Origin of the sequence: Acetivibrio cellulolyticus CD2 (assembly GCF_000179595.2) — a bacterium.
In the GTDB taxonomy this organism is placed as follows: domain Bacteria; phylum Bacillota; class Clostridia; order Acetivibrionales; family Acetivibrionaceae; genus Acetivibrio; species Acetivibrio cellulolyticus.
The window spans coordinates 489228-514147 of the sequence record NZ_JH556653.1 but is presented as its reverse complement, the minus strand read 5'-3'; the positions used below and the strand labels follow the sequence as shown (position 1 = coordinate 514147).

The window sequence follows — 24920 nt, the reverse complement described above, 5'->3', positions numbered from 1 at the left end:
GGATGAGTGATATGGATAATAAACAAAAAGTTACTACCGGCAAGGTAAGGTTTTCATATGCAAATGTATGGAAGCCAAAGAGCATCAACGGCGGAGAAGAAAAATACTCGGTCAGCTTGATCATACCCAAGTCCGACAAGGATACCATCAGGAAGATTAATGAAGCGGTTGAGGAAGCGAAGAAAGCCGGGGCTGAAAAGTTCGGACAGAAATTCCTGTCAGGGAACCTCAAGCTGCCGCTGCGTGACGGAGATACCGACAGGGCGGACGATGAGAACTATGAAAACGCATATTTTATCAATGCGAATTCAACAACAGCTCCCGGTATCATCAACAGGCAGAAGGAAGAAATCCTCGACCAGACCGAGGTGTACAGCGGTTGTTACGGAAGGGCGAGCGTCACCTTCTACCCGTTTAATACAAACGGCAACAAGGGTATCGCCTGCGGCTTGAACCATCTGCAGAAGCTGGCAGACGGTGAACCGCTCAGCGGAAGAGGCAGGGCAGAAGATGATTTTGACGATCTGCCATATGACGATGAAGATGATTTATTGTCATGAGAACGCTGGCAATCGACATTGAGACCTTCAGCAGTGTTGATTTGACAAGCTGCGGTGTATATACATATACCGCAGCCCCCGACTTTCAGATATTACTGTTCGGCTATGCCTGGGACGATGATCCGGTAGAACTCATAGACCTTGCATGCGGAGAACGGCTGCCGGATGCGATAGTAAATGCTATTGAAAGCCCCGAGGTTATAAAGACAGCCTTCAATGCAGGGTTTGAACGGATATGCCTGTCAAAGCATTTAAATAAACATTTGAAAGCAGATTCGTGGAGATGTACGGCGATCCAGGCGGCAATGCTTGGGCTGCCCCTTCACCTTGATGGAGTAGGCACAGCATTAAAGCTTAAGGTACAAAAGGACAGAGCGGGTAAGGACCTTATTCGATATTTTTCAATTCCCTGCAAATCAACCAAGTCAAACGGAGGAAGAACAAGAAACCTTCCGCACCACGCACCTGAGAAATGGCAGAAGTTCAAGGATTATTGTGTCCGGGATGTAGAGGTAGAGCGTGAGGTCAGAAGAAAAATCGAACGCTACCCTATTCCTGAAAAGGAACTGAAGCTTTGGCTTCTGGACCAAAAAATAAATGACACAGGAGTGCTTGTGGATATGGCTCTTGTAAATCAAGCGGTAAAATGTGACACACAGTATTCATCAAGGCTTGAGGTTGAAGCAAAGACACTTACAAAGCTTGATAATCCAAATAGTGTGGCACAGCTGAAGGAATGGCTGAAGGAGCAGGGGCTGGAGGTGGAGAGCCTGTCAAAGCAGGCGGTGCAGAATCTTCTCACCGATGCAGATGGCGAAATTGAAAGGCTACTCACATTAAGACAGGAAATGGCGAAGTCATCCATTGCAAAGTATGCAGCCGTTCAGCGGTCGGTGTGTCCTGACAGCAGAGTAAGAGGGCTGTTCCAATTCTACGGGGCAAATAGAACCGGCAGATGGGCCGGTAGAATTTTTCAAATTCAAAATTTACCCCAAAACCATATGAAGGATTTGGAGATTGCACGGATGCTTGTTAAGCAAGGAAGGTTTAAAGAACTGGAGCTATTGTATGAAAGCGTCCCCATTGTGCTGTCGGAGCTTATACGGACAGTTCTTATTCCAGAACAAGGGTGCAGGTTCATCGTAGCCGACTTTTCTGCCATAGAAGCGAGGGTGCTTGCCTGGCTTGCGAACGAAGCATGGGTGCTGGATACCTTCAAAGGCCACGGCAAGATATATGAACAGACAGCCTCCCGTATGTTCGGAGTGCCGGTTGAAAAAATTGCAAAGGGCAATCCCGAGTATGAGCTGAGGGCAAAGGGCAAAGTGGCGGTTCTGGCATGCGGTTACCAAGGAGGAGTTAATGCTTTAAAGGCGATGGGTGCAGATAAGATGGGCTTAAGCGATACTGAACTGGATGACATTGTTCGGGCCTGGAGAAGCGCCAATCAAAGAATCGTCAGGTTCTGGTATGACGTTGAAAAGGCTGCTGTTCTCGCAGTACGGGAAAGAGAGCCTCAAAGGGTAGGTATTTTAAGGTTTAAGGTTGAGAACGGCATACTTTTTATAACCCTTCCGTCAGGAAGAAGGCTTGCATATATACGTCCCAAAATAGAAAAAGACCTGCGTTTTGACAAGGACGGACTCACATATGAAGGATTGGGGATTAACAAGCAGTGGTGGAGGCAGAAGACATACGGAGGCCGCCTGGTCGAAAATATAGTGCAAGGAGCAGCCCGAGACTGCCTTGCGGAGGCAATGCTGAGGGTGGATGCAAAGGGCTATAAAATTGTAGGTCATGTACATGATGAAATAATCACCGAGATGCGGAAAGGTCAGGGCTCCCTTGAAGAGCTGTGTGGCATTATGGGACAGGAGATACCTTGGGCATTAGGGCTTCCGCTAAGGGCGGACGGATTTGAAACCATGTTCTATAAAAAAGAGTAAGGAGTGATGAGTCGATGAAAACAGGAAAAACCATAAATGAACTAGCTCGTGAGCTTAATTGGCAGAACATCGTAAAGCGTGACTTTTTAGTGGATACACCAAAGCTTCTGATGGATGTGGAGGAGGATACCAACAGGATAAGGCTCAGGTTTGAGGACCCTGTGACAGGAGTATTTGATGACGGGTTTTCTATCACCCGTCTCGCCCATAGGCAGATCGGAGAGACGTTAGAAATACCAGCAAAATATTATGACCGTATGTTGGAGGAAAACCCGGAGCTGCTCATCCATAACACCAACAGCTGGTTCAGAGAGCAACCATCAAGAAGGATGGTGCGTACCCTTGATGGTCATGCCAGGGCTTTTCTAAGTGACAGATACAGAAGAATAGACAATTATGATATTGCACAGGCGGTACTTCCCATAATCCGAGAGATGCCCGATGCAAGAGTGGAATCCTGCGAGCTTACCGAAAACCGTATGTATCTGAAGGTGGTAAACCCAAGGCTTGAGGCTGAGGTTAAAAAGGGTGATATTGTACAGGCCGGCATTGTCATCAGCAATTCGGAGGTCGGCTTGGGTGCTGTTTCAGTACAGCCGCTGGTATATCGTCTGGTCTGCCTTAATGGCATGACAGTAAATGACCTTGGACAGAGACGGTATCATGCGGGACGGATGAACCAAGCCAACGAGGATTATTCCCTTTTCAGCGATGAAACCCTTAAAGCCGATGACAAGGTCTTCATGCTGAAGGTGCAGGACTTGGTAAGGACAGCAGTGGATGAAGTAAAATTCAAGGTGGTTGTAGACAGGCTGAAGGAAACAACGGAAGTGAAAATAACGGGGCATGTTCCACAGGTGGTGGAGCTTGCAAGCCGGGAATTTGGCATTACTGCCAACGAGGAAAAAGGGATACTTCAGCACCTCATAGAAGGCGGAGATTTGAGCCTTTACGGATTTGCTAATGCAGTAACCCGTCAAAGCCAGGAGGTTGAAAGCTATGACCGGGCTTCCGAGCTTGAGGGAATCGGCTGGCAGATCATCAATATGCCAAAGGACCTGTGGGCAAGGGTTAACTCGGAGGTGGTATGAATGGTACTGTCAGATGACGATTTGATTTTATTGGCAGAGTATATGATTATAAATAGGGCTACTGTGAGACAGGCTGCGGCAAAATTCGGAGTTTCCAAGTCAGGAGTGCATTCAGCGGTGACCCTAAGACTGAAGCAGATTGATACTGGAAGGGCGCATGAGGTAAGCGGAGTTTTGCAGGAAAACAGAGAGGCACGGGCCAGAAGAGGCGGGCTTGCAGTCTGGCAGAAGAAACGGAGCATAAATGACAGGGAGGTTTTAATGGTATGAAGATAAAAATAGCAGTGGCAAACAGCAGGATGGAGAAATTCTGGAGAAACAGGGATCTTTCGTGGGATGAGCTGACTTATAGATTGAGTAGCACCTACCGCACTGGAGAAACGGTTCAGGAATACCGGAATATGCCCAAAGCACAGCAGGATGCCGTAAAGGACATCGGTGGTTTTGTAGGAGGAGCCTTGAAAGACGGCCGACGCAAGAAGGGGCATGTGGAGTCGCGTTCAATTTTAACCCTTGATGCGGATTACGCAAGTTCCGACTTCTGGTCTTGCGTTAAGGATAAATTCACCTGCTGCATCTACAGTACACATAAGCATACTGAAGAAAAGCCCCGACTCAGGCTAGTGGTGCTTTTGAAGAGGGCTGTGTCTGAGGAAGAGTATCCGGCGGTGGCAAGAATGGTGGCAAAGGATATCGGACTTGAGATGTTTGATGATACCACCTATGAGCCTTCAAGGCTGATGTACTGGCCTTCCACATCAAGTGACGGGGAGTTCGTGTTTGAAAAAAGCGATGCAGGAGTTCTTGACCCTGACAAAATACTGGCCATGTATAAAGACTGGCGGGACAGCTCCCAATGGCCTGTGTCTGATCGCCAGAGGAAGCTTATAAAAAGCACTCTTGATAAACAAGCGGACCCATTGGAGAAGCCGGGTATTGTCGGAGCCTTCTGCCGTACTTACAGTATTGAAGATGTTATAGAAAAATTCCTTGAAGATGTGTATGAGCCTTGTGGGTATTTCCCCGGAAGGTACAGCTATATCCCAGCAGACAGTACTGCCGGGGTGCTGGTCTATGACGGGAAGTTCGCATACTCGCACCATGCCTCCGACCCTGCATGCGGAAAGCTTTGCAATTCATTCGACCTGGTAAGGATACATCGGTTTGGAGAGCTTGACGAGAAAGCTTCGGAGGATACTCCTATAGGCAAGCTGCCTTCTTTTATCGCCATGCAGGAGTTTGCTTCAAAGGATGCCGAGGTAAAAAAGCTGCTTGCGGAGGAAAGGACCAAAGAAGCGAAGGATGAGTTTGACGAAGAGAACTGGCAGGATGCATTGGAGCTTAACAAAAAGGGAACGGTAGTGGATTCTCTCACCAACCTCATCCTCATACTAAGCCACGATCCTATGCTGAAAAACATCGTGTTCAACCAGCATATTGACGGCATGGAAATCACGGGAGAGGTTCCTTGGAAACATCCAGAGCGCTGGTGGAGGGACGCTGATGACGCCCAGCTAATAAGCTACATTGACAGAACCTACGGATTGTTTTCAAAAGGCAAGTATAACATTGCGGTTACCAAGGTTAGTGATGATCGCTCGTACCATCCGATAAAGGATTTCTTAAACGGTCTGCCGGAATGGGATGGGGTACCGAGGGCGGACACCCTTCTCATAGAGTATTTCGATGCAGAGGATAACGAATATGTCAGGGAGGTTACAAGAAAAACCCTTTGTGCAGCGGTAGCAAGGGTGTTTGAACCGGGGATAAAGTTTGACTATATGCTTGTTTTGAACGGCAAGCAGGGCATCGGGAAAAGTACGCTCTTTAGAAAGCTGGGCAGTCCATGGTTCTGCGACTCCCTGCAGCTTTCGGACACCCATGACAAGACCGCTGCGGAGAAACTCCAAGGATACTGGATACTTGAGGTAAGCGAGATGGCGGGAATGAAAAAGACCGACATTGAAACGCTGAAGGCCTTTATCACAAGGCAGGAGGATGTGTACCGTGCCACCTTCGGAAAAAGGGCGGTACCGCACCCAAGACAGTGTATATTTGTCGGTACTACCAACAGTGACAGGGGATTCCTGCGGGATATCACCGGAAACAGGAGGTTTTGGCCTGTTAAGGTTCAAATGGGAAAGAAGGACCCCAGGGATATAACGCTGGAGGAAGTAAGGCAGGTATGGGCCGAGGTCATGGTGAGGTATAGAGCCAATGAACTTTTGTGCCTAAAGGGAGAAGCTGAAAGGTATGCGGAAGAGATGCAGCGTGAGGCTATGGAAACAGATGAACGTGAGGGTGTGATCGAAGCGTACCTTGACAAGCTTTTGCCTGAAAACTGGCAGAATTGGGATATGTACAGGCGCAAGGAGTATATCCGTGAATATGACGAGAAGGACTCCGTACTGCCAAAGGGAAAAACGGAAAGAAAGACAGCAAGTGTCCTTGAAATATGGTGCGAGGCCTTTGGGAATGTTCCCGGAACCTTAAAGCGTACAGACTCCTATGAAATATTCGGTATTATGAGGAAGCTGAAGGGCTGGGAATACAAAGGAAGGATTGTTACCTGTGGACCCTATGGCAGGCAGAAGGTGTTTGAACGGGCGCAACCGGAAGCAAAAAGCATTAAACCGTGAAAGTAAATAACGGTAGTGCTTTAGCAGTTGTGTGAAACCAACGAAACCAAATATATATATAAATAAAATATGTATATTTATAAGAATAAGGCACACGGGCATGCACACATATACACGTATATATATAATAGGGATTTTTGAGTTCAACAGTTGCAATAAGAATAAAAGCACTGAAAATACTGCATTTAAGCAGCAACTGAAAATGAACTGTTTTTTTACCAGATGCGAGGTGATAAACATGCTGGAAAAAGAACTTGAGAAAAAATTGAGAACAGCTGTAAAAGCAATAGGAGGCCTGGCTCTTAAATTCGTATCACCCGGTATGGCAGGGGTACCTGATAGAATGGTGCTTCTGCCTAACGGTAGAATATACTTCTCTGAATTGAAAAGGCATGGAGAGAAACTGCGGCCTTTGCAGCAAAAGAGGAAGCAACAGCTTGAGATGCTTGGTTTCAAGGTTTACTGTATTGATTCTGCAAGCAGCCTTGAAGGCTTCCTTCGGGAGGTGGGACTGTGATTTACGAACCTCATGATTACCAGAAATACGCACACGATTTTATTATAGACAAACCGGCATCAGCGCTTCTGCTTGACCTTGGGCTTGGAAAAACAGTAATAACATTGACTGCCATAAACGAACTTCTGTATGACAGCTTTGAGGTGAAAAGAGTATTGGTAATCGCGCCCCTTCGGGTGGCACAGGACACATGGGGAAGGGAGTGCCAAAAGTGGGACCATCTGAAGCAGCTTAGGATATCCAAAATTCTAGGAAACGAAGAAAAGAGGATTAAGGCTGTAAACACCAAAGCTGACATCTATATTATCAACCGTGAAAACGTTGAATGGCTGGTTGATTTGTACAAGGGTAGCTGGCCTTATGATATGGTTGTGGTAGACGAGCTTTCAAGCTTCAAGTCGGCAACGGCAAAAAGATTCCGGGCGCTTCGGAAGGTGCGGCCATATATCAAGAGGATTGTGGGGCTTACAGGAACTCCGGCACCCAACGGATTAATCGACCTGTGGTCACAGGTGTATCTCCTTGACAGAGGGGAGCGGCTTGAAAAAACACTGGGCGGTTACCGTGAAAAGTACTTCCTTCCTGACAAGCGGAGTCAAAACGTAATATTCAGCTACAAGCCCAAAGATGGTGCAGAAAGGGAGATTTACAGGAAGATATCCGACATCTGTATCAGCATGAAGGCCTGTGACCATTTGAAAATGCCGGAGCGGATAGACAATTTTGTACCGGTTCATATGTCCGAGAAGGAGGAAGAACTGTATAGAAAGCTTGAAAGGGAAGCACTCTTGCCTTTTGTAGACGGTGATGTTGATGCGGTAAATGCGGCGGTTCTGGCAGGAAAGCTTCTGCAGATGTCAAATGGAGCGGTATATGATGAAAACGGTGGGGTACGCAGCATTCACAGAAGAAAGCTTGAAATGCTGGAGGACTTGATAGAGTCAGCAAACGGAAAACCCGTGCTTGTATATTATGCATATAAGCATGACAGGGAAAGGATTCTAAAAGCTTTTAAGGCAAGGGATATAGATACACCAAAGGATATCAGCGACTGGAATGATGGAAGGATCGGAATTGCAATTGCACATCCGGCATCTGCCGGACACGGTTTGAACCTTCAGGCAGGCGGCAGCACCATCATATGGTTCGGGCTTACATGGAGTCTTGAATTATATCAGCAGGCCAACGGGAGAATCCACCGACAGGGACAGACCGAGACAGTGATAGTGAACCACATCATAACGGCAGGAACAATGGATGAACAGGTGATGGCGGCCTTAAACCGAAAGGAGACAGGGCAAACGGCTTTGATAAATGCAGTGAGGGCAAGGATGAAAGGAGGAGTGGCTGTATGATACCAAGATGCGAATACCCGGTATGCATAAGAATATCCGAAGAGGCAGTAAAGCAATGCAGGAAGCTTTTTGGCAGGCTTCCCAGAATGGAGATTGAGTGCGAGTTGACCTATTTCATCCGAAAACATGAAGAGGCAGGCAGAGTTTTTGGCGATAGTCTTAAACTAAACTTAGATTATAAAAGGACTGTACTTCTGAACCGGGTGGATGAAAGGAAATGGGAAGTTACAGGATTTGAAAGCAGGAAGGAGGAGAAGCACTGTGGACAAAAAAGCACTGGAAACAATCGTAGAAAAAGGATGCAGCCGGAGCTTCAAAAGAGTCCTTGTTGAGCTGACCTCTGCAGTGAACAAGGCAAGTCGGGATTACTACAAGGAAACCGAGAGCCTGCTTTACAAATACTCGGTTTTAAAGCAGAAGGTGATTGAAGATGAAAGGGATATACAAGAGGGCGAAATCCGTCTAAAGGAAAAATCAAAGGACATTATTCGTTTTTCCGGGAATGGAGGAGCAAAGCCGCCGGAAGACCAGGTGGCTGAGGAGTATTACAGAAGCCGCAGAGCCAGCATGGAAAGGACAAAGCTAAGAGTGAAGGAAATTGAAAGAGGCATTGATCGATTCCGTTCCGACAGGTACTTTCGGATTGTAGAGCTAAAATACGGCATACCTCCCGAGAATTTTGACTGGGAAGGAGAAAATCTTTCACAAAGGCTGGCAGAATTTGAGCCTTTATCGGTAGAGGAAATAGCATTGGAATTAGGCTGTGGGGAAAGCACTGTCAAGAGGAATCGCAACAGGCTGGTAAATGCCTTGAAAGTGGCTATATTCGGGGGCGATGCCACATAAAGAGGAAAATAAAAGTGGTCTTTTTGTGAACTTTTTGCGGTCTTTTTGCGGCCTTTTCATGAGCTTTTAAATGTGATATGATTTTAGTATCGAATTTTATAATCAAAAAAGAGCAGCCCTTCGACTGACAATCGAGGGGTTTTTGTTTTTGGGGGGATTTTATGAAGAGGCATATAGGAAATGATGATGTGATGCTGATTACGCGTGAGGCTGTAAAAGGGCTTGCGGGCAAAGACATAAATGAACCGAAGATAAGGCGCAGGCTGAACAGAATCATGGAATGTCCTGTGAAAATATCTGTTGACAATTTTACCTTCTGGGTTGACCCCGACTATATTGCTTATAGTAAAGGCGGAGGAGACTGCCATTACATATTTGCCAGGAAAAGCTTTATTCGGCGAGAGCTAGAGGATTTTAACAAAGCATTGGAGAAGCTTGCCGATGAGGAAGTTCAAAAGAGAGATCAGTATATTGCAATCATACACCAGTTCCGTGCTTTGATTGAAGAGGCTGAAAAAAAGGAAGTTGGACATTATTTGGATAAAGCATATGAAAAGCTGTTTGATAAGAGTCTTCTGAAAATTTCAGGGGACTTTTTTAATGGGGTTGGTAAGGATGCCTAAGAAACCACCGAAGCCCTGTGCAAAGCAGGGATGTCCAAGGCTTACCCATGAGAGGTTCTGCGAGGAGCATCAACGGGAGGAATGGCAGACATATAATAGGTTTTATCGAGATGAGTTCAGTAAAAGGTTTTATAGCAGCAGGGCATGGAGGAAGGTGCGGGAAAGGAAGCTTATGATAAACCCACTTTGTGAGCTTTGCATGAAAGAGGAAAGGCTGGCTGCAGCAACCGTTGTTGACCATATTATTCCCATCAAGGACGGCGGAGAGGTTTGGGATTTGGAGAACATGCAGAGCCTTTGCAAGACATGCCATGAACGAAAAGGTGCAATGGAGCGGTTCAACAGGAAATAAGCATTTGACTTTAAACAAGGTCGAGTGCTTTTTTTTATGCTTTGAAAGAGGAGAAGGGAGCTGTAGTATGATTACAATTAACGATTTGAAAAAGGACGAAAGCCTTCTTGAGGAGTTTATCAGGGAAAATCAGAGACTGGTTAGTATGGTTATCAGGAAGCAATTCAGCTATGTATACAACACAGCTGAATATGAGGATTACTTCCAGTCGGGATGCATCGGGCTTGTCAACGCGGCAAAACGGTTCAAGCCTGAATACGGAACGGCTTTTTCAACCTATGCGGTGTCATTGATAGCGGGTGAGATCATGCGGTATAGAAGGGACTACTGTGCAAGCGGCATCCATTCATCAAGGAATATCAAGGATAAATATTATAGGTACCAAGCGTTAAGGAATAGAGGAGTTGCTGAGGCTGAGGCATGCAGGGAGCTGGGGGTGGATTCAGCGGAGTTGAATAAGGTGATAAATGCAATGGAGCCTGGCTATTCGTTGGATGCAGTTATATATGACAATGACAGCGGAACTCCGTTAACCGGAGGGGATATCACTGCCGATGATTTTAATCTTGAAGAAGAAGCTATGGACTGGTTGGAGCTTGAAGAAATACTGAGGCATGTAAAAAATATACTTTCTGAGTCAGACCGTAAAATATTCAACCTTTATCTGCAAAAGAAAACACAAACCCAAATGAAAACAATGCTTGGAATGTCCCAGGCGAATATAAGCAGACGGATTAGAAAGATAAAGGAACTCTGCCGGTATGTAAAGGATTGCTATGATAAAGGCTTGAGTCTTAAGAATATAAGAGGATTGAATTCTATTCCAAAAGCTGGCTAATAAATGGAATATTTATGCATATTTTGATAAGCCCCCACCGGGTCAAAAAGCTACAACTTTTGAGCCTGTAAGGCGGGCGGCCCCTCAAACAAATAAATTCGCAAAATCAAAAATCAAAAAGGAAAAATCAAAATGAAACCTTCGGGGCGATGCATAGCAGAGGTTTTGAGTAATTTGGCAGGACATAAACACATTGGAGTTTTGAAAATAAAATCAAAACAATCAAAAATATTTGATTTATTTTTGATTTCATAGAGAGGATGAAGAGAAATGGGGAGCGGAGGAAGCAGACCCGGTGCCGGGAGACCTAAAAAGGCAGCTACGGAAAAAATACTGGAGGGGAATCGCGGCAAGCGTCCTATACATATACTTGATTTCGGTCAGGGGGCGGAGCTGCCGGAACTGCCGGAAACACCGCCTGATTATCTGCCGGATGATGCAAAGGCGATTTATTCAAAGGTGCTGGAGTGGCTTAAGCAGATAGGCTGCACCAAGGGGATACTGCCGTACAATCTTGAAGAGTACGCATTCCTCAAGGCAAGATGGATGGCTTTGGAGCAAATGAACACCAAGCACGGCTTTCTTGTGAAAAACCCTGTAACGGGCCAGGCAACAACCTCTCCATATGTACAGATGGCGCATCAGTACCTTAAGCTTACCAACGAGGTGTGGACAAAAATTTATGCGGTTGTAAGGGAAAGCAAGCTTAAGCAATATGACGGCTATACACCGAATGACAGTGTAATGGAAGCCCTGCTCTCAAGGAAAAAGGCATAACCAAAAAAATATTGAAAGGCAGGCCGATGCAATGGGTAACAGGCATGAACTGTGGGAACTTCGGCAGATGCAGAGCCTGCCTTTGGAAGTGAAGATAGAAAAGAGTAGGCTCCGCATCCGGGAGTTTTATGAACACTTCAACGGCAAGGTTACGGTAAGCTTCAGCGGCGGGAAAGACAGCACCGTGCTCCTCCATCTGGTGCGGAGTATATATCCAGAGGTGGGTGCAGTGTTCTCGGATACCGGGCTTGAATTTATAGAAATAAAAGAATTTGTAAAGACAATTGAAAATGTAACATGGGTTCGTCCTGACATGAGCTTTCGGCAGGTAATAGAGAAATATGGCTACCCTGTTGTGAGCAAGGAACAGGCCGACCTTATTGAAAGGGTACGGAATGGGGCAACAGGCAAAAAGATACGGCAGGCATTAACAGGGCTTAATGAGGATGGGAGTCCCACAAAGTACAAGATATCCGAGCAGTGGAAGTACCTGCTGTCGGCACCATTTAAGATAAGCTGCCAATGCTGCAAGATAACTAAAAAAATGCCTATGGACAGCTTCTACAAGGAAAGCGGTACATTTCCCTATATTGGGACCATGGCATGTGAGAGTATGCTCAGGCAGACCTCCTGGCTTCAAACCGGATGTAATGTGTTTGACGGAAATAAAATTTCATCAAAGCCGCTTTCATTCTGGATGGAAGATGACATATGGAAATACATCAATATATTTGATGTGCCGTACTGCAAAATATATAAACCCGAATTCGGAGGCTATTTAAGGACTGGATGTGTTTTTTGCATGTTCGGTGTCCACCTTGAGGAACAGCCCAACCGCTTTCAAAAATTGCAGAAAACTCATCCAAAGCTATGGCGCTATTGTATGCGGGACTGGGAGGACGGCGGTCTTGGACTTCGACAGGTGCTTGACTATATGGGAGTACCCTATGAAAACTATATGCTGTAAAGGAGCTGGAGATATGGAATTAAAAACAATAAAAATATCCGAACTGAAAGAGCATCCCAAAAATCCAAGGGTGCATCCCGACTCGGCACTAAAAAAGCTTGAGGTGTCAATTGCACAGTTCGGCTGGACAAATCCCGTCCTTGTCAGTAAGGACGGATACATTCTTGCAGGTCATGCCAGGGTAAAGGCTGCACAGCGGATGGGAATCACCGAGGTTCCTGCGCTGTTTTTAGACCTGGAGGGTGAACGGGCTACAGCATATCTGATTGCAGACAACCGCCTGCAGGATGAGACCTTTTGGGATGAAGGGCTGTTGGCTGAACTGTTTACAGGCTTTGAAGAAACGGGATTTGATGTGTCCCTGACAGGCTTCTCGGAGGAGGAAATATTTGATTTGCTGAACGGTGCTTCTGCAGATCATGCAGTGGAGGATGACTTTGACACTGGGAAAGCCAAATCGGAAATAGAGGCAAAGGGTGCTAAAACAAAGCCGGGTGATATTTGGATGCTTGGAAGGCACAGATTGATGTGTGGATACAGCGGCAGCCAGGAGGATGTTATAAGGCTGATGGATGGAAAGCATGCACAGCTTTGTGTGGCTTCTCCACCAGTGGGATGTATAAAGGATTATGAGGAAAAAGGTATTGATGCTTGGTTTGAAGCAATGCGGCCAGCCATAGGCAACATATGTAGGCATTCGGATATCGCAGTTATAAGCATTGACGATTTAATGGTGACGGGAAGCCAGTTCATAGAGCCGACCAGTGACTACAGCATACAGCTGTTTAGGGAAAACGGGTTTCGTCCCATATGGAAGCGTATCTGGCAGAAGCAGGGTATATCGTCAGGCATGCCTTCCTACCATACTGTGAGCAATAAGCCGCAGCCGCAGAGCGAGGATATCATTGCCTTTACCATGAACGGCGAAACAGTGGAGTGTGCGGTTGATGAGTATGCCGGGGTTTATGGCTTTGCCGGGCATGCATACAGGTTTGTTAAAAGGCTGACCAAGGATGAGCGTAAAGCCTGGGGCTTTAAGAAGATATGGCAGATTGCTGTTGTGCAAAAGAGGGAGGGTCAGCCTGCAACATTTCCGGTGGAGCTGCCATGGCGGTGCATCAAGCTTCACAGTGACAGGGGCGGAATAGTGCTTGAGCCGTTCTCAGGTAACGGTACGGTAATTATTGCCTGTGAGCAGACCGACAGGGTCTGCCATGCCATGGAGAAGGAATCGTTATATGTCGACCTTGCGGTTAAGCGCTGGGTACAGTTTACCGGCGGGGAGGATGAAGTATTTCTGCTTCGAGGCAATGATAAAATTCCGTATTCAGAATTAAAATAGGAGACCGCCGCAGGTCTCTTTGGGGACACAGTGCAAACACACCGCCAACCGCTCCGGGCGGGTGCTGGTTTACTCCTTTTCCCACTGTGTCCTCAAAAAGACCTGCGGACATATGAAGGGGACTCACTTTTATTTGGTGGGTTCTTTTTATTTTGCGCCGGGGGAGGTGGATGCTTTGAGGGTGGGCTTGATTAATATGGAGCCGCAGTACATCAATATTGCAATAGAAAAGCTGAGGCTGTTCCATCAATGCAGCGGAGACAGCGTGGAGGACTATATGCCGGAAAGCAGGGACTGTTATGACAAAATTTACTGCAGCAGCATTTTCAGCTTTACCGACAAAACCCAAGTTCCCACGGATGCCGTATGCGGCGGCACGGGATTTGATATTACAAGCAGGCTGCCTCCTGAGGTTGAGGAGATGAAACCAAAGCTGAATATTGGTTTTACCACACGGGGCTGTATACGGAATTGTGGTTTTTGTGTGGTGCCGAAAAAGGAAGGTGCAATTCGGGCGGTGGGAGATATCTACGATTTTTGGGACGGTGTGTCAAAGAAAATCATTATTTTAGACAACAACCTCACCGCACTGCCCGAGCAGTTTTACAAAATATGCGGGCAGATACGCAAGGAAAATCTCAAGGTTGACTACAACCAGGGTCTGGATATTCGGCTCATAACAAAGGAAATGACGAGAGAGCTTGCCTCAATCAAACATGAAGAGTATCATTTTGCATTTGATTATCCAGGACTTGAGCCGGTAATCAGAGAAAAGACAGCCACTCTTATAGGAAACGGTATCAAAAGAAGCACCTTTTATGTCCTTGTAGGCTATAACACAACCATACAAGAGGATTTGCACCGGCTCAGGGTATTGAGGGAGCTTAAGCAAAATGCCTATGTCATGCGGTACAAACGGGAAAGGGTGTATATTCCCATCGCAAGATGGGCGAATAACCACAGCTGGTTTCAGGCAATCAGCTTTGAGGATTTTTTGAAACGGCCAGAAAATGAAAAAGCCTACAGAGATTTGATAGAGCTATATATTTAAATTCGAAGGAAGTGACTTGTGATATGGAAATACGGAAAATTGAAACATTGAAAATAAAGCCTGCAGAATACAATCCGAGAAAAGACCTTAAACCGGGAGACAGGGAGTATGAACAGATAAAGCGCAGTATAAAGGAGTTCGGATATTTGGACCCTGTGATCGTCAACAGCGACCTTACAATTGTAGGGGGCCACCAGCGCTGGAAGGTTCTCAAGGACTTGGGATACAAGGAAATTGACTGTGTGGTGGTGGAGCTTGACAAGACAAAGGAGAAGGCGCTAAACATTGCCCTCAACAAGATTTCCGGCGAATGGGACATACCCCTTTTGAAAGAATTGATTGATTCTCTGGACAAAGAAATGTTTGATGTTTCACTTACCGGCTTTGATGCCGCCGATATTGACGAGCTGTTCGGAAAAGGCGGTGACAAAGAAGTCAAGGAGGACGATTTTGACGCGGATAAGGCTGCGGAGGAAATATCAAACCCTGTTACAAGAAATGGAGACATTTGGCTTCTCGGGAAGCACAGGCTGATGTGCGGAGACAGCACCATTTTACAGGATGTGCTTACACTGATGGACGGTAAAAAGGCTAATACCTGTGTTACCGATCCTCCGTACAATGTAGACTACACCGGGGCTACCAAGGATGCTCTGAAAATAAAGAACGACAGGCTGGAGGACGGAAAATTCTATGAATTTCTGCTTTCGGCTTTTAAAAATGTATTTGAAGTATTGGATAACGGCGGAGGCATTTATGTGTTCCATGCGGACACCGAAGGTTTGAACTTCAGGAAGGCTTTCAAGGATGCTGGATTCCACCTTGCCAATGTATGTATATGGGTTAAGCAGTCCATGGTACTCGGTAGGAGCGACTACCAGTGGCAGCATGAGCCTGTGTTGTATGGTTGGAAGCCGACAGGTAGCCATAAGTGGTATTCAGACAGGAAGCAGACCACTATCTGGAACTTTGACAGACCGTCAAAGAATGTGGAGCATCCGACAATGAAGCCTGTTAACTTGGTAGCTTACCCTATAAAAAACAGCAGCCTTTCAAACTGTATCGTGCTGGACCCCTTTGGAGGTAGCGGTTCAACTCTGATTGCCAGTGAGCAGTTGGGGCGTATCTGCAACACCATGGAGCTTGATGAGAAATACTGCGATGTAATTGTAAAAAGATTTATCAACCAAGCTGAGAGAACCGATGATGTTTTCCTACTAAGGAATGGAAGTAAGCTTTCATGGGATGAAGTTGAAAAAGAAAAACAGACAATTAAACAGTAAGTGGGTGGTGAGGATATGAGTGATAAGCTGACACTGGGTAGTTTGTTTGATGGAAGCGGAGGCTTTCCTCTAGGGGCACTGCTAAACGGTATCGTCCCCATATGGGCAAGTGAAATTGAGCCATTTCCTATAAGGGTGACAACAAAGAGACTTCCGTTTGTCAAACACTATGGTGATATACGAAAAATAAACGGTGCGGAGATAGAGCCAGTGGACATTATAACCTTCGGCTCACCCTGTACCGATATGTCGGTAGCTGGGAAAAGAGCCGGGCTTGACGGAAAGCAGTCGGTGCTTTTCCATGAAGCCATCAGAATCATCAAGGAAATGAGGTGTAAAACCAATGGAATGTATCCAAGATTCATCGTGTGGGAAAACGTGCCGGGCGCGTTCTCAAGCGGAAAGGGAGAGGATTTTAGGGCAGTCCTTGACGAAATCGCAAAAATCAAGGATGAAGCCGCTCATGTTCCTTTGCCTGACAAAAATAAATGGCTGTGCGCAGGAGAGGTCTTGGGAGATGATTTTTCCATTGCATGGCGAACTGTTGACGCCCAATTTTGGGGAGTCGCCCAGAGACGCCGTAGAATCTACCTTGTCGCAGATTTTGCAGAAGGATGTGCCGGAAAAATATTATTTGAGTTCGAAGGCCTGTCAGGGTATTCTCCGAAGGGCGTCTGCCCGTGGGAAACAGCTTCCCGAAATGCTGAGGATTGCATTGGAATGCCAGTCAGCTTTGAACCTGGAGCCGCCTCAAGATTAGGAGGACACTATTGGGATAATTCCACCTGCAGCCTTCGGGCGCAAATGGGTGACAATCAGCTTGCTGTTGCAATTGAAAATCATCCTTCTGATAGCAGAGTAGGCATTGATGACAGCGGAACCATCCAAACCCTGACCGGACGGATGGGAACTGGAGGCGGGAATGTTCCCCTTGTCATGAATGAATGCAAGGAAAATGATAAAATTGCTCCTCCCATTCACAATGAGCAGTGTGTTAATATTCCATTCTGCAAAGGAACAAGACCTCATAATAAGGAAGAAGCACAAAAATGGGATCATGCTAAAAAGGCAAACACAATAAATACCTTTGATGTAGGGGAGCAAAGGGCGAATGAACTTATTGTCAAAGCTTACGGCATCTGCTCCGACAAGAGCAATTCGATGCTTTCTGATAATCCGAACAGCGGTATCTATGAAGCGGACACCAGCAGGACACTTGACGGTACGGGTGGAAATCCGGCATGCAACCAGGGAGGGATAGCAGTGGTTGCACTGCAGGGGAACATGATCGGCAGAGAAGATAAAAATGGCCCGCGGGGTGATGGAATCAATGAGGATATAAGCTTCACCTTAAATACAATAGACCGGCATGCCGTGGCATTTGCCATGACTACTGGCTGTTATGCAGAAGTCAATGAGGAAGTTGTTGCACCGCTGATGGCAAGGGATTACAAGGATGCACAGATTGTAACCGAGCCGGCCAGCTTTTATCCTCAAATGAAAGCGGAAAGCCAGTGCTTTCGTCAGGACGGAAAAGCTAACACCCTTGTTAACGGCACAAATCCCGGCTGCCATAACGGAGTTGTAGGAACTGAATATACAGTAAGAAGATTAACACCCACTGAGTGTGCATTGCTCCAAGGCTTTCCTGCCGATTGGTGTTCAAGATTGGAAACTAAAAATCCAACAGAAGATGAAATAAACTGGTGGAGCAAGGTCTTTGAAGAACACCGTATAATTATGGGAACAAGTACAAAGCCCAAAAGCAGAAGCCAGATCATTAAATGGCTTAGGAATCCTTACTCGGATGCTGCTGAATATAAAATGTGGGGCAACGGTGTTTGTGTAAACATAGTGATTATGGTAATGGCAGCAATAAAATTTGCGGCAGAGGGCGGGTTTGAAGAAAAATAGCTTTCCATAATAAAATCAATTTTTCTGCGAACCAAAGTTTTTCAGCCATGAAAGCATATCATTGTTCTGCACCCACGATGGGAGATCCGGCACAGGTGAATCCGATACCTTTTCAAGTGCTTGGCGTTTCATGTTAAGGCTTGTTCTTGCATATACCCCAGTCGTACTGATATCGGCATGACCTAAGAAATCACGGACATAGATTAGGTTGTTGCCTGATTCATAAACATGCATGGCTTTGGTATGACGAAAAACATGGGGAGATATCCTTTTAGATATCACATCACCATTTTCCTCTGTCTGCTGAACATATTTTGTCAGGATATATCTTAATCCAGCACGGGTAAGGTGGTTTCCCTCACGGTTAGGGAACAAGGGGCAATGATTTTTCTCGGGGTCAAGCAGACGATTTTCGGATAAATAATTTTTCAAATTCTGCATGGTTGCCGGGAGTAAAGGAACCACTCTGGTTTTTCGCCCTTTGCCTGTAATCCTAACGTTTGCAGGATGTTCCAATCGAACATCAGCGACACGTAGATCGCATAATTCCTGTGCTCTTGCTGCTGTGTCATAAAGAACGCACAGTATTGTAGCATCTCGCCTGCCATGGAGAGTTAAAATATCGGGTTGACGAAGGATAACAGCAACTTCCTCCTTCGTCAAATGCCGTGGCGGTTTACTTGCCTTCTTTTTAATAGGGATATCCAGTATCTTCTGAAAGTTAAGAAGCAACTTAGGGTCTTGGGTCTGGACAAATCTAACAAAAGAATGTATTGCTGCCAATCTCTGATTACGAGTGGAGATGCTGTTTTTCCTCTCGTTTTCAAGCCATTCAAGAAAGCTGGCAACAAGCTCTGGCTTAATATCACAGAGTGACATTTTGTGGATTTTCATTCCCTCAGTGTCTCTGCAGTATTCAAGGAACAATCGGAATGTATCGCAATAGGAGGAAATGGTATTGCTGCTGACATTCTTTAGTTCTGGCAGATACTGGCTTAAAAACTCTGTTAAATATGCAGCAAAATCCTTAGACTTCATACACCCACCTCCCAAACCGGGATTGTGTCACCGAGATATTCGCACTGCTTTTGTATGATTTCCGGGTAGTGCTCTGCAATTAGATGCAGATACTTCTGTGTCTTGGATATATCGTAATGCCCTAAATATGCTGAAAGGTAGGGTAGTGACAGTACAATATCCTTTTTGTTTTTATCAAACTTCTGCATACAGCGAACCGCAAATGTATGGCGTAAATCATGGACTCTGGGACCGAAACCACGCCCCTTGTGTTCGATTCCGCAGTGCCATAAGGCTTCTCGGAATCTATTGTAAAAATGATTTGAGGCATATACACTTTTCCTTGCATTGGGAAAGAAGTAGTCTTCTTGTTCACTGCATTTGTGGATTGTTTCGTAAAAGTCCAAAAAGTCATTTGTCAATTTTGGAGACAGCGGCACATACCTCTTTTTGTCATTTTTGGCTTCACGGATTAACAGAACACCTTTTGTAAAATCAACATCTTTTAGCTTAAGATTAGTTGCTTCAGAAACCCGAAGTCCACAGCAAGCCAGTGTTCTGAAGAGCAGTGGAATCACAAGATGACCATTAGGATATTGTCGACTGGGCTTCATATTGTTGAAATATGAAAACAATTTACATATTTCATCATTGCTAAAGATATATGGGGTAAAATCGCTATCATCACGGGCAGTGATTGTTAAGTTCGGAAAATAAGCAGTAAATCCGTTTTTATTGAGATAAAGTATAAACCTTTTGGTGAAGTTGAGTCTGTATCGCTGGTTTTTACGTTTTTCGTTTGGTCGCTTCGTTATCCAGTCCTCGACAATACTTTTTGGGAGTTCAGCATCTTGGAGAGAGTGCTTTTGTAGAAACATATCAAATTCATAAAATGTTTTACTCTCCTTATCGTATTTGTGACCGAGTGCACGCTTGGTGGAAATATATTCTTGTATTGGTTTTGCCAGTTTGCTCTGATAATTGTAAATTTTGTTCATATCAGTGCACCATCCTCAAAAGAAAGTGCACATTCGCGCAGGTTTTCAATGTCCATGCGAATGTAGGCATGGAGCGTTTGATTCCCCGAATGTCCTAAGAAAGGGACGATAACATCTGGAGAAACATCGGCAGCTAAAAGTTTAGTTGCAACGGTCGCCCTAAGCGAATGGAGTCCATAATGAGCCTCACGTTTAACTTCAATCCCTGCCCGATGGACATAATTGTGAAAGGATGAGTTGAATTTAGCCATCTGTCCATATGGAGGAATTAAGCTGACAAAAATATAAGGTGAATCTGTTTCAGGGCGTACCCTAAGATAATCAATAATAGCTGTACCGAGTTTCTCGCTTAATGGCAATACATTGGGTTTTCCAGTTTTGCTCTGCACAAAAGATATGGAGCAGCTTTCCCAATTAATGTCTGTTAGTTTTAAGTTTCGGATATCGGCGCTTCTAACACCCAATTCAGAGGCGATTAGAATAAACGCTGTATCTCTTTTGCCTTTAGTGCTGGACTTGTCAATTGTTTGGAGCACCTGATCAAGCTCTTTGGATTCCCATATTTTTGACATGCTGTTTGCTTGCCCTAAATTGTACGAAGGAACCTCTTTTGAGAAGTCTTTGGAATTATATTGTAAAAGATACATGTACTTCAGTGTTTGCCTGAGACGGCTTAGTTCCCCGCGAACAGTACTTTTAGCATGCCCGTTTAGGGTGAGTAGGTACTTGGATACCAGTTCCCAAGTAACCCCAGACAGTTTGTCTAAGCCCATACTCAGCAAAAAAGCCATGAATCTATTGCAGAATTTATATGCTGTCTCACGTGTGCTTTCTGAATATGCTTTTTTTATAAACATTTCATCTTGGGCAGTGAGAAAGGCAGTAAAATTTTCAGGCAAGGGTTCTTTTTGTTTTACAATACCTTTTTTAAATCCTCGGGTTTTTGCAAAAGCATCAAATTTCTTCATGCATGAAATTTTCCGCAGAATAGTTTTATGTTTAAAAAGCGGATTAGGTGAATTTAAATCATTACAGAACGCTTCGCTCATGGCAGAACTGTAATATGAAATTTGCATATGAAGGCAGTAATTTTCAAATTGCTTCCAAGTGGCGACCGTGTATTCTATGACTCTGGGCGAATATTCCAGGTCATAAAGGGTTTTAGTCGCTTCGGCGATTAAATCGGTAATTTCAATAGTAGGCAATATACCACTTCCTTTCAAAAGGATACTGCCCACTATTGGTATTATCTATACATTATGGAAAGCTATTTTTCTTCAAAACCGCCTTCTGCCGCGAACTTTATAGCCGCCATTACCATAATCACTATGTTTACACAAACACCATTATGTGTTGCAAAACATAACGGTGTCGCTCTCCCATGCGTATACTTCCTGCTTTCCGGTATTGTGTGGTCTGCCCGTAATAATGGCGGCAAAACCTCCGAATAATTGTGTTATATATTTCGCAGAAATGACTGGATATATCTGAACACTGACGGTAATATCACACTACCAAATTGAAGGAGGAATTGTACATGGCGACATTCACATTCAGATTCAATGTGAACGGTACGGAGCGAAAAAAGCTCGTCAGCGCAATCAGCAAAATCACCGGAGCCGTAGCGAAATACCTCGGTATGCCATCGATGGCATACCAGGTGGACTATTTCACCATTGACAAGAATGGTGCGGTCAGCTTCGATGACAGAGCCGACAGCGAGGAAATTGAAAACCTTGTGGCGCGCCTTGCCGAACAGGGCTTTGAGCCCGAACCATCGGAAAACACCACAGCGGAGAGAAATATCCCCGACACGGGCGAACAGCGCGCCGACAGCGGCAATGAAACAGGACTCGTTATAACCCTTCCACTTGACAAGGTGTCGGTCGGCAACCTCACGAAGCTGCTTGAAGCCAAAGGCAGTCTCATCAGCAAAGCGCTCGGCATCCCGGTAACACCAATTGAGGTCAACGAGGATACGATATCCTTCCCCTGGTTTGATGCCATACCAGACTCGGACGAGGTCAATGCCTACAGCCAATTCATCAGCGCACTGTGTGCTATGAGCAAGAATCAGAAGCGGGTCAACGCCACCGAAAAAGAAGTCGATAACGAAAAATATGCCTTCCGCTGTTTTCTTCTTCGCCTCGGCTTCATCGGTGAGATGTATAAAAAGGAGCGGAAAATCCTGCTGCGGAATCTGACCGGCTCCTCCGCTTTCAAAGGAGGTGCGAAAGATGCCCTTTCCGAATAAAAACATCGTAGAAATGATTCGCAGGCAGTATCCGAAGGGTTGCCGGGTGGAGCTTGTCCGCATGGACGATGTGCAGGCACCGCCAGTCGGCACCAAAGGTACTGTCATCGGGGTAGATGACACGGCGAGCGTCATGGTGAAATGGGACAACGGCTGCGGTCTGAATGTGGTCTACGGTGAGGATTCCTGCCGCAGAATCGAGGAATAATCTGCTGCGTTTTCGATGGAAACACCTCAGAATGATTGTGTAGTTTATGATGGTTTATATAGATAAAATGACTGGATATATCCTCTGAGTGACGGTAATATACACACAACCTAAAGAACGGAGGAACACCACCATGACAGAGAAACAGATTAAGCAAATCGAGAACCAGCTCCAGCAGGGCGAGAAAATCGACAGAATGTACAAAGCCTTTGAAGGCGGGATTCGAGTGATTACAAAAAACGCTGACGGCTGCGAAATCCGCTACAACGTAAACTTCGATGCTGATGATAACGCCAGCATTAAGCTGTTTTAAGGAGGACACGGGAATGTGGAAAGAAGGAAGCCTGAAAATTAACGAAAGCGTTTTTCATTACTGGATGAAGGTGTACGAGGAAGGCAGTCAGTTCGGCATCGACGGCGGCAAGGTCAGCAAGCTGATGCTCAAGCGTGACGACACGGTTGTATGCAACTATGACAGAGGCTGGGACATTGAACCCGCTGATCCCGACACACAGCTTGCGGTCGAAATCCTGCTGCACGGCAACAATTACTAAGTAAAACAAAAGCATCAGAGCCGGACGGCTCTTTTGCTCGTAGTACGGCACCTATCGAGGGTGTCTTTTATTTTGTCCGTAAGGAGGCGGCAACTCTGAGAAAACTCAAAAAATACATTCCAACACGGTTTATGGCTGAAGACAGTCATTATGACAAGGATGCCGCCGACCACGCTGTGTGTTTTATCGAAAACTTCTGCTGCCATACCAAAGGTACATGGGACGGTAAGCCTTTCGAGCTTATCGACTGGCAGGAACAGATTATCCGGGATATATTCGGAATTCTGAAACCGAACGGATACCGGCAGTTCAACACGGCATATATCGAGATACCGAAAAAGCAAGGAAAAAGTGAACTCGCGGCGGCTGTCGCGCTGTATCTTCTCTGCGCGGACTTTGAACCCGGTGCCGAAGTATACGGCTGTGCTGCGGATAAAGACCAGGCGCGTATCGTATTCGATGTGGCGATGGATATGGTCAAACGCTGTCCTCATCTGTTTAACAAAATGAGCATCCAGGCAAGCCTGAAAACTATGAATTATGTTCCGACGGGCAGTAAATACAAGGCACTGTCAGCGGATGTGGCGAACAAGCATGGCTTCAACACACACGGCGTTATATTTGATGAGCTGCATACCCAGCCGAACAGGAAACTGTACGAAGTTATGCTCCAGGGCAGTGGTGATGCGAGAATGCAGCCGCTGTATTTTCTTATTACAACGGCCGGAAACAATCAAAACAGCATCTGCTGGGAGGTTCATCAAAAGGCGCTGGATATCATCGACGGCAGAAAACATGACTCGTCCTTTTATCCTGTCATTTATGGAGCAGCGCAGGAAGACGACTGGTCAGACCCTAAGGTGTGGAAAAAGGCAAATCCCTCTCTCGGCATTACGGTGAGTATGGACAAGGTAAAAGCGGCTTTTGAATCGGCAAGGCAGAACCCCGCCGAGGAGAACAGCTTTCGGCAGCTCCGCTTGAACCAGTGGGTCAAACAAGCCGTGCGATGGATGCCGATGGATAAATGGGACGACTGCGCTTTTACGGTCGACCCGGAAAGTCTACAGGGACGTGTATGCTACGGCGGACTTGACCTATCCTCCTCCACAGATATAACTGCTTTCGTCTTGGTGTTTCCGCCGATTAATGAGGATGATCAGTATATCGTGCTTCCGTTCTTCTGGATACCGGAAGATAACATCGATTTGCGTGTGCGCAGAGACCATGTGAATTATGATGTCTGGAAGAAGCAAGGGCATCTGAAAACTACCGAGGGCAATGTCGTCCATTACGGATACATAGAAAAGTTCATCGAGGAACTCGGCACAAAATATAACATCCGTGAGATTGCTTTCGACCGCTGGGGCGCAGTTCAGATGACACAGAATCTTGAGAACCTCGGTTTCACAGTGGTACCTTTCGGGCAGGGCTTCAAAGATATGTCGCCACCTACTAAGGAACTGATGAAGCTTACACTGGAAAAGAAAATCGTACACGGAGGACACCCGGTTTTACGCTGGATGATGGATAACATCTACATTCGCACCGATCCTGCCGGAAACATTAAAGTAGATAAAGAGAAATCCACCGAGAAAATAGACGGCGCGGTAGCAACCATTATGGCGCTTGACCGGGCGATTCGGTGCGGCAACGATAATGGCGAGAGCGTCTACGATAATCGAGGACTGCTTGTGTTATAAAAAAGCGCAGGACACCTTGATGTCCAGAGCTTAATTTATTATGTTCTACAAATCGGAATTTATCAGTCGATCATTATCATACAGGGTG

27 protein-coding genes are annotated in these 24920 nt (G+C 45.8%); 23 read left to right on the top strand and 4 right to left on the bottom strand.

The features are described 5' to 3' along the window. The first annotated feature begins 11 nt into the window (after window positions 1–11). The 18 genes from ACECE_RS0204550 (at window position 12) to ACECE_RS0204465 (ending at window position 18101) form a co-directional block, all read left to right on the top strand. Window positions 12–560 (top strand): DUF2815 family protein, encoded by a 549-nt coding sequence (locus ACECE_RS0204550; RefSeq protein WP_010244676.1) that lies wholly within the window; start codon window positions 12–14, stop codon window positions 558–560. Further along, entirely contained in the window at window positions 557–2506 is a 1950-nt protein-coding gene (locus ACECE_RS0204545; protein WP_010244674.1) for a DNA polymerase, read from the top strand. Before ACECE_RS0204550 ends, ACECE_RS0204545 begins: the two co-directional genes overlap by 4 nt. A gap of 14 nt (window positions 2507–2520) precedes the next feature. Further along, window positions 2521–3597: a DUF932 domain-containing protein gene (locus tag ACECE_RS0204540; RefSeq protein WP_010244670.1), complete on the top strand. Its 1077-nt coding sequence runs from the start codon at window positions 2521–2523 to the stop codon at window positions 3595–3597. Then, window positions 3598–3867 carry a sporulation transcriptional regulator SpoIIID gene (locus tag ACECE_RS0204535; protein WP_010244665.1) on the top strand — a complete coding sequence of 90 codons (270 nt, stop codon included), beginning with the start codon at window positions 3598–3600 and terminating at the stop codon, window positions 3865–3867. It abuts the gene before it with no gap. Further along, entirely contained in the window at window positions 3864–6236 is a 2373-nt protein-coding gene (locus ACECE_RS0204530; protein ID WP_010244662.1) for a virulence-associated E family protein, read from the top strand. Before ACECE_RS0204535 ends, ACECE_RS0204530 begins: the two co-directional genes overlap by 4 nt. Before the next feature lie 238 nt (window positions 6237–6474). Beyond that, window positions 6475–6753 carry a VRR-NUC domain-containing protein gene (locus ACECE_RS0204525; RefSeq protein ID WP_026073694.1) on the top strand — a complete coding sequence of 93 codons (279 nt, stop codon included), beginning with the start codon at window positions 6475–6477 and terminating at the stop codon, window positions 6751–6753. Next, on the top strand, window positions 6750–8108 hold the full coding sequence (locus tag ACECE_RS0204520; protein ID WP_010244658.1) for a DEAD/DEAH box helicase: 1359 nt from the start codon (window positions 6750–6752) through the stop codon (window positions 8106–8108). The genes ACECE_RS0204525 and ACECE_RS0204520 overlap by 4 nt, the downstream gene beginning before the upstream one ends. Beyond that, a complete protein-coding gene (locus tag ACECE_RS0204515) occupies window positions 8105–8440 on the top strand; it encodes a hypothetical protein (protein ID WP_010244656.1) in 336 nt (111 codons plus the stop codon). The genes ACECE_RS0204520 and ACECE_RS0204515 overlap by 4 nt, the downstream gene beginning before the upstream one ends. 13 nt (window positions 8441–8453) lie before the next feature. Continuing rightward, window positions 8454–8954 carry a helix-turn-helix domain-containing protein gene (locus ACECE_RS0204510; protein ID WP_010244654.1) on the top strand — a complete coding sequence of 167 codons (501 nt, stop codon included), beginning with the start codon at window positions 8454–8456 and terminating at the stop codon, window positions 8952–8954. Window positions 8955–9115: 161 nt separating this feature from the next. Then, the gene (locus ACECE_RS0204505) at window positions 9116–9577 is read left to right on the top strand and encodes a hypothetical protein (protein ID WP_010244652.1); all 462 of its coding nucleotides are present in this window, start codon (window positions 9116–9118) and stop codon (window positions 9575–9577) included. Then, on the top strand, window positions 9570–9929 hold the full coding sequence (locus ACECE_RS0204500; protein ID WP_010244650.1) for an HNH endonuclease: 360 nt from the start codon (window positions 9570–9572) through the stop codon (window positions 9927–9929). Before ACECE_RS0204505 ends, ACECE_RS0204500 begins: the two co-directional genes overlap by 8 nt. Before the next feature lie 67 nt (window positions 9930–9996). After that, window positions 9997–10767, top strand: coding sequence for a sigma-70 family RNA polymerase sigma factor (locus ACECE_RS29045; protein ID WP_010244648.1), 771 nt, complete (start codon window positions 9997–9999; stop codon window positions 10765–10767). Between the two features lie 270 nt (window positions 10768–11037). Next, on the top strand, window positions 11038–11544 hold the full coding sequence (locus ACECE_RS0204490; protein WP_010244647.1) for a hypothetical protein: 507 nt from the start codon (window positions 11038–11040) through the stop codon (window positions 11542–11544). 88 nt (window positions 11545–11632) lie between these two features. Beyond that, window positions 11633–12511, top strand: a complete 879-nt coding sequence (locus tag ACECE_RS0204485) for a phosphoadenosine phosphosulfate reductase family protein (RefSeq protein WP_456048990.1) — start codon at window positions 11633–11635, stop codon at window positions 12509–12511. Continuing rightward, window positions 12492–13853: a site-specific DNA-methyltransferase gene (locus tag ACECE_RS26590; protein WP_010244643.1), complete on the top strand. Its 1362-nt coding sequence runs from the start codon at window positions 12492–12494 to the stop codon at window positions 13851–13853. The genes ACECE_RS0204485 and ACECE_RS26590 overlap by 20 nt, the downstream gene beginning before the upstream one ends. A gap of 175 nt (window positions 13854–14028) precedes the next feature. Then, window positions 14029–14904 (top strand): radical SAM protein, encoded by an 876-nt coding sequence (locus ACECE_RS0204475; RefSeq protein WP_050753695.1) that lies wholly within the window; start codon window positions 14029–14031, stop codon window positions 14902–14904. A 23-nt stretch (window positions 14905–14927) separates the two neighbouring features. Beyond that, window positions 14928–16187, top strand: coding sequence for a site-specific DNA-methyltransferase (locus tag ACECE_RS0204470; protein ID WP_010244640.1), 1260 nt, complete (start codon window positions 14928–14930; stop codon window positions 16185–16187). A 15-nt stretch (window positions 16188–16202) separates the two neighbouring features. Then, a complete protein-coding gene (locus ACECE_RS0204465) occupies window positions 16203–18101 on the top strand; it encodes a DNA cytosine methyltransferase (RefSeq protein ID WP_010244638.1) in 1899 nt (632 codons plus the stop codon). A gap of 15 nt (window positions 18102–18116) precedes the next feature. Here ACECE_RS0204465 and ACECE_RS0204460 read toward each other — a convergent pair whose 3' ends face one another. From ACECE_RS0204460 to ACECE_RS30950, 4 genes are all read right to left on the bottom strand, one after another. Next, a complete protein-coding gene (locus tag ACECE_RS0204460; protein WP_010244636.1) occupies window positions 18117–19139 on the bottom strand; it encodes a site-specific integrase in 1023 nt (340 codons plus the stop codon). Next, window positions 19136–20116 (bottom strand): tyrosine-type recombinase/integrase, encoded by a 981-nt coding sequence (locus ACECE_RS0204455; RefSeq protein ID WP_010244634.1) that lies wholly within the window; start codon window positions 20114–20116, stop codon window positions 19136–19138. The genes ACECE_RS0204460 and ACECE_RS0204455 overlap by 4 nt, the downstream gene beginning before the upstream one ends. Beyond that, window positions 20113–21321: a tyrosine-type recombinase/integrase gene (locus ACECE_RS0204450; RefSeq protein WP_010244633.1), complete on the bottom strand. Its 1209-nt coding sequence runs from the start codon at window positions 21319–21321 to the stop codon at window positions 20113–20115. The genes ACECE_RS0204455 and ACECE_RS0204450 overlap by 4 nt, the downstream gene beginning before the upstream one ends. Before the next feature lie 62 nt (window positions 21322–21383). After that, window positions 21384–21554 carry a hypothetical protein gene (locus tag ACECE_RS30950; RefSeq protein ID WP_162862481.1) on the bottom strand — a complete coding sequence of 57 codons (171 nt, stop codon included), beginning with the start codon at window positions 21552–21554 and terminating at the stop codon, window positions 21384–21386. Window positions 21555–21653: 99 nt separating this feature from the next. Between ACECE_RS30950 and ACECE_RS0204440 the strand changes: the two genes are divergently transcribed. From ACECE_RS0204440 to ACECE_RS0204420, 5 genes are all read left to right on the top strand, one after another. Then, window positions 21654–22370 carry a hypothetical protein gene (locus ACECE_RS0204440; protein ID WP_010244629.1) on the top strand — a complete coding sequence of 239 codons (717 nt, stop codon included), beginning with the start codon at window positions 21654–21656 and terminating at the stop codon, window positions 22368–22370. Continuing rightward, complete coding sequence (locus tag ACECE_RS0204435) at window positions 22354–22578, top strand: DUF4314 domain-containing protein (RefSeq protein WP_010244626.1); 225 nt, start codon at window positions 22354–22356, stop codon at window positions 22576–22578. The genes ACECE_RS0204440 and ACECE_RS0204435 overlap by 17 nt, the downstream gene beginning before the upstream one ends. Before the next feature lie 133 nt (window positions 22579–22711). Further along, entirely contained in the window at window positions 22712–22891 is a 180-nt protein-coding gene (locus ACECE_RS0204430) for a hypothetical protein (RefSeq protein WP_026073693.1), read from the top strand. A 13-nt stretch (window positions 22892–22904) separates the two neighbouring features. Then, window positions 22905–23132: a DUF7678 domain-containing protein gene (locus ACECE_RS0204425; protein ID WP_010244623.1), complete on the top strand. Its 228-nt coding sequence runs from the start codon at window positions 22905–22907 to the stop codon at window positions 23130–23132. Between the two features lie 95 nt (window positions 23133–23227). Then, complete coding sequence (locus ACECE_RS0204420) at window positions 23228–24832, top strand: terminase large subunit (RefSeq protein ID WP_026073692.1); 1605 nt, start codon at window positions 23228–23230, stop codon at window positions 24830–24832. The last annotated feature ends 88 nt before the right edge of the window (window positions 24833–24920 follow it).

Coding starts and splice junctions, on each gene's coding strand:
- ACECE_RS0204435 (WP_010244626.1), top strand. CDS start 22,354: ATGCCCTTTCCGAATAAAAACATCGTAGAAATGATTCGCAGGCAGTAT.
- ACECE_RS0204540 (WP_010244670.1), top strand. CDS start 2,521: ATGAAAACAGGAAAAACCATAAATGAACTAGCTCGTGAGCTTAATTGG.
- ACECE_RS0204430 (WP_026073693.1), top strand. CDS start 22,712: ATGACAGAGAAACAGATTAAGCAAATCGAGAACCAGCTCCAGCAGGGC.
- ACECE_RS0204530 (WP_010244662.1), top strand. CDS start 3,864: ATGAAGATAAAAATAGCAGTGGCAAACAGCAGGATGGAGAAATTCTGG.
- ACECE_RS26590 (WP_010244643.1), top strand. CDS start 12,492: ATGAAAACTATATGCTGTAAAGGAGCTGGAGATATGGAATTAAAAACA.
- ACECE_RS0204505 (WP_010244652.1), top strand. CDS start 9,116: ATGAAGAGGCATATAGGAAATGATGATGTGATGCTGATTACGCGTGAG.
- ACECE_RS0204465 (WP_010244638.1), top strand. CDS start 16,203: ATGAGTGATAAGCTGACACTGGGTAGTTTGTTTGATGGAAGCGGAGGC.
- ACECE_RS0204470 (WP_010244640.1), top strand. CDS start 14,928: ATGGAAATACGGAAAATTGAAACATTGAAAATAAAGCCTGCAGAATAC.
- ACECE_RS0204525 (WP_026073694.1), top strand. CDS start 6,475: ATGCTGGAAAAAGAACTTGAGAAAAAATTGAGAACAGCTGTAAAAGCA.
- ACECE_RS0204425 (WP_010244623.1), top strand. CDS start 22,905: ATGTGGAAAGAAGGAAGCCTGAAAATTAACGAAAGCGTTTTTCATTAC.
- ACECE_RS0204500 (WP_010244650.1), top strand. CDS start 9,570: ATGCCTAAGAAACCACCGAAGCCCTGTGCAAAGCAGGGATGTCCAAGG.
- ACECE_RS0204535 (WP_010244665.1), top strand. CDS start 3,598: ATGGTACTGTCAGATGACGATTTGATTTTATTGGCAGAGTATATGATT.
- ACECE_RS0204440 (WP_010244629.1), top strand. CDS start 21,654: ATGGCGACATTCACATTCAGATTCAATGTGAACGGTACGGAGCGAAAA.
- ACECE_RS0204460 (WP_010244636.1), bottom strand. CDS start 19,139: ATGAAGTCTAAGGATTTTGCTGCATATTTAACAGAGTTTTTAAGCCAG.
- ACECE_RS0204550 (WP_010244676.1), top strand. CDS start 12: ATGGATAATAAACAAAAAGTTACTACCGGCAAGGTAAGGTTTTCATAT.
- ACECE_RS29045 (WP_010244648.1), top strand. CDS start 9,997: ATGATTACAATTAACGATTTGAAAAAGGACGAAAGCCTTCTTGAGGAG.
- ACECE_RS0204515 (WP_010244656.1), top strand. CDS start 8,105: ATGATACCAAGATGCGAATACCCGGTATGCATAAGAATATCCGAAGAG.
- ACECE_RS0204455 (WP_010244634.1), bottom strand. CDS start 20,116: ATGAACAAAATTTACAATTATCAGAGCAAACTGGCAAAACCAATACAA.
- ACECE_RS0204545 (WP_010244674.1), top strand. CDS start 557: ATGAGAACGCTGGCAATCGACATTGAGACCTTCAGCAGTGTTGATTTG.
- ACECE_RS0204490 (WP_010244647.1), top strand. CDS start 11,038: ATGGGGAGCGGAGGAAGCAGACCCGGTGCCGGGAGACCTAAAAAGGCA.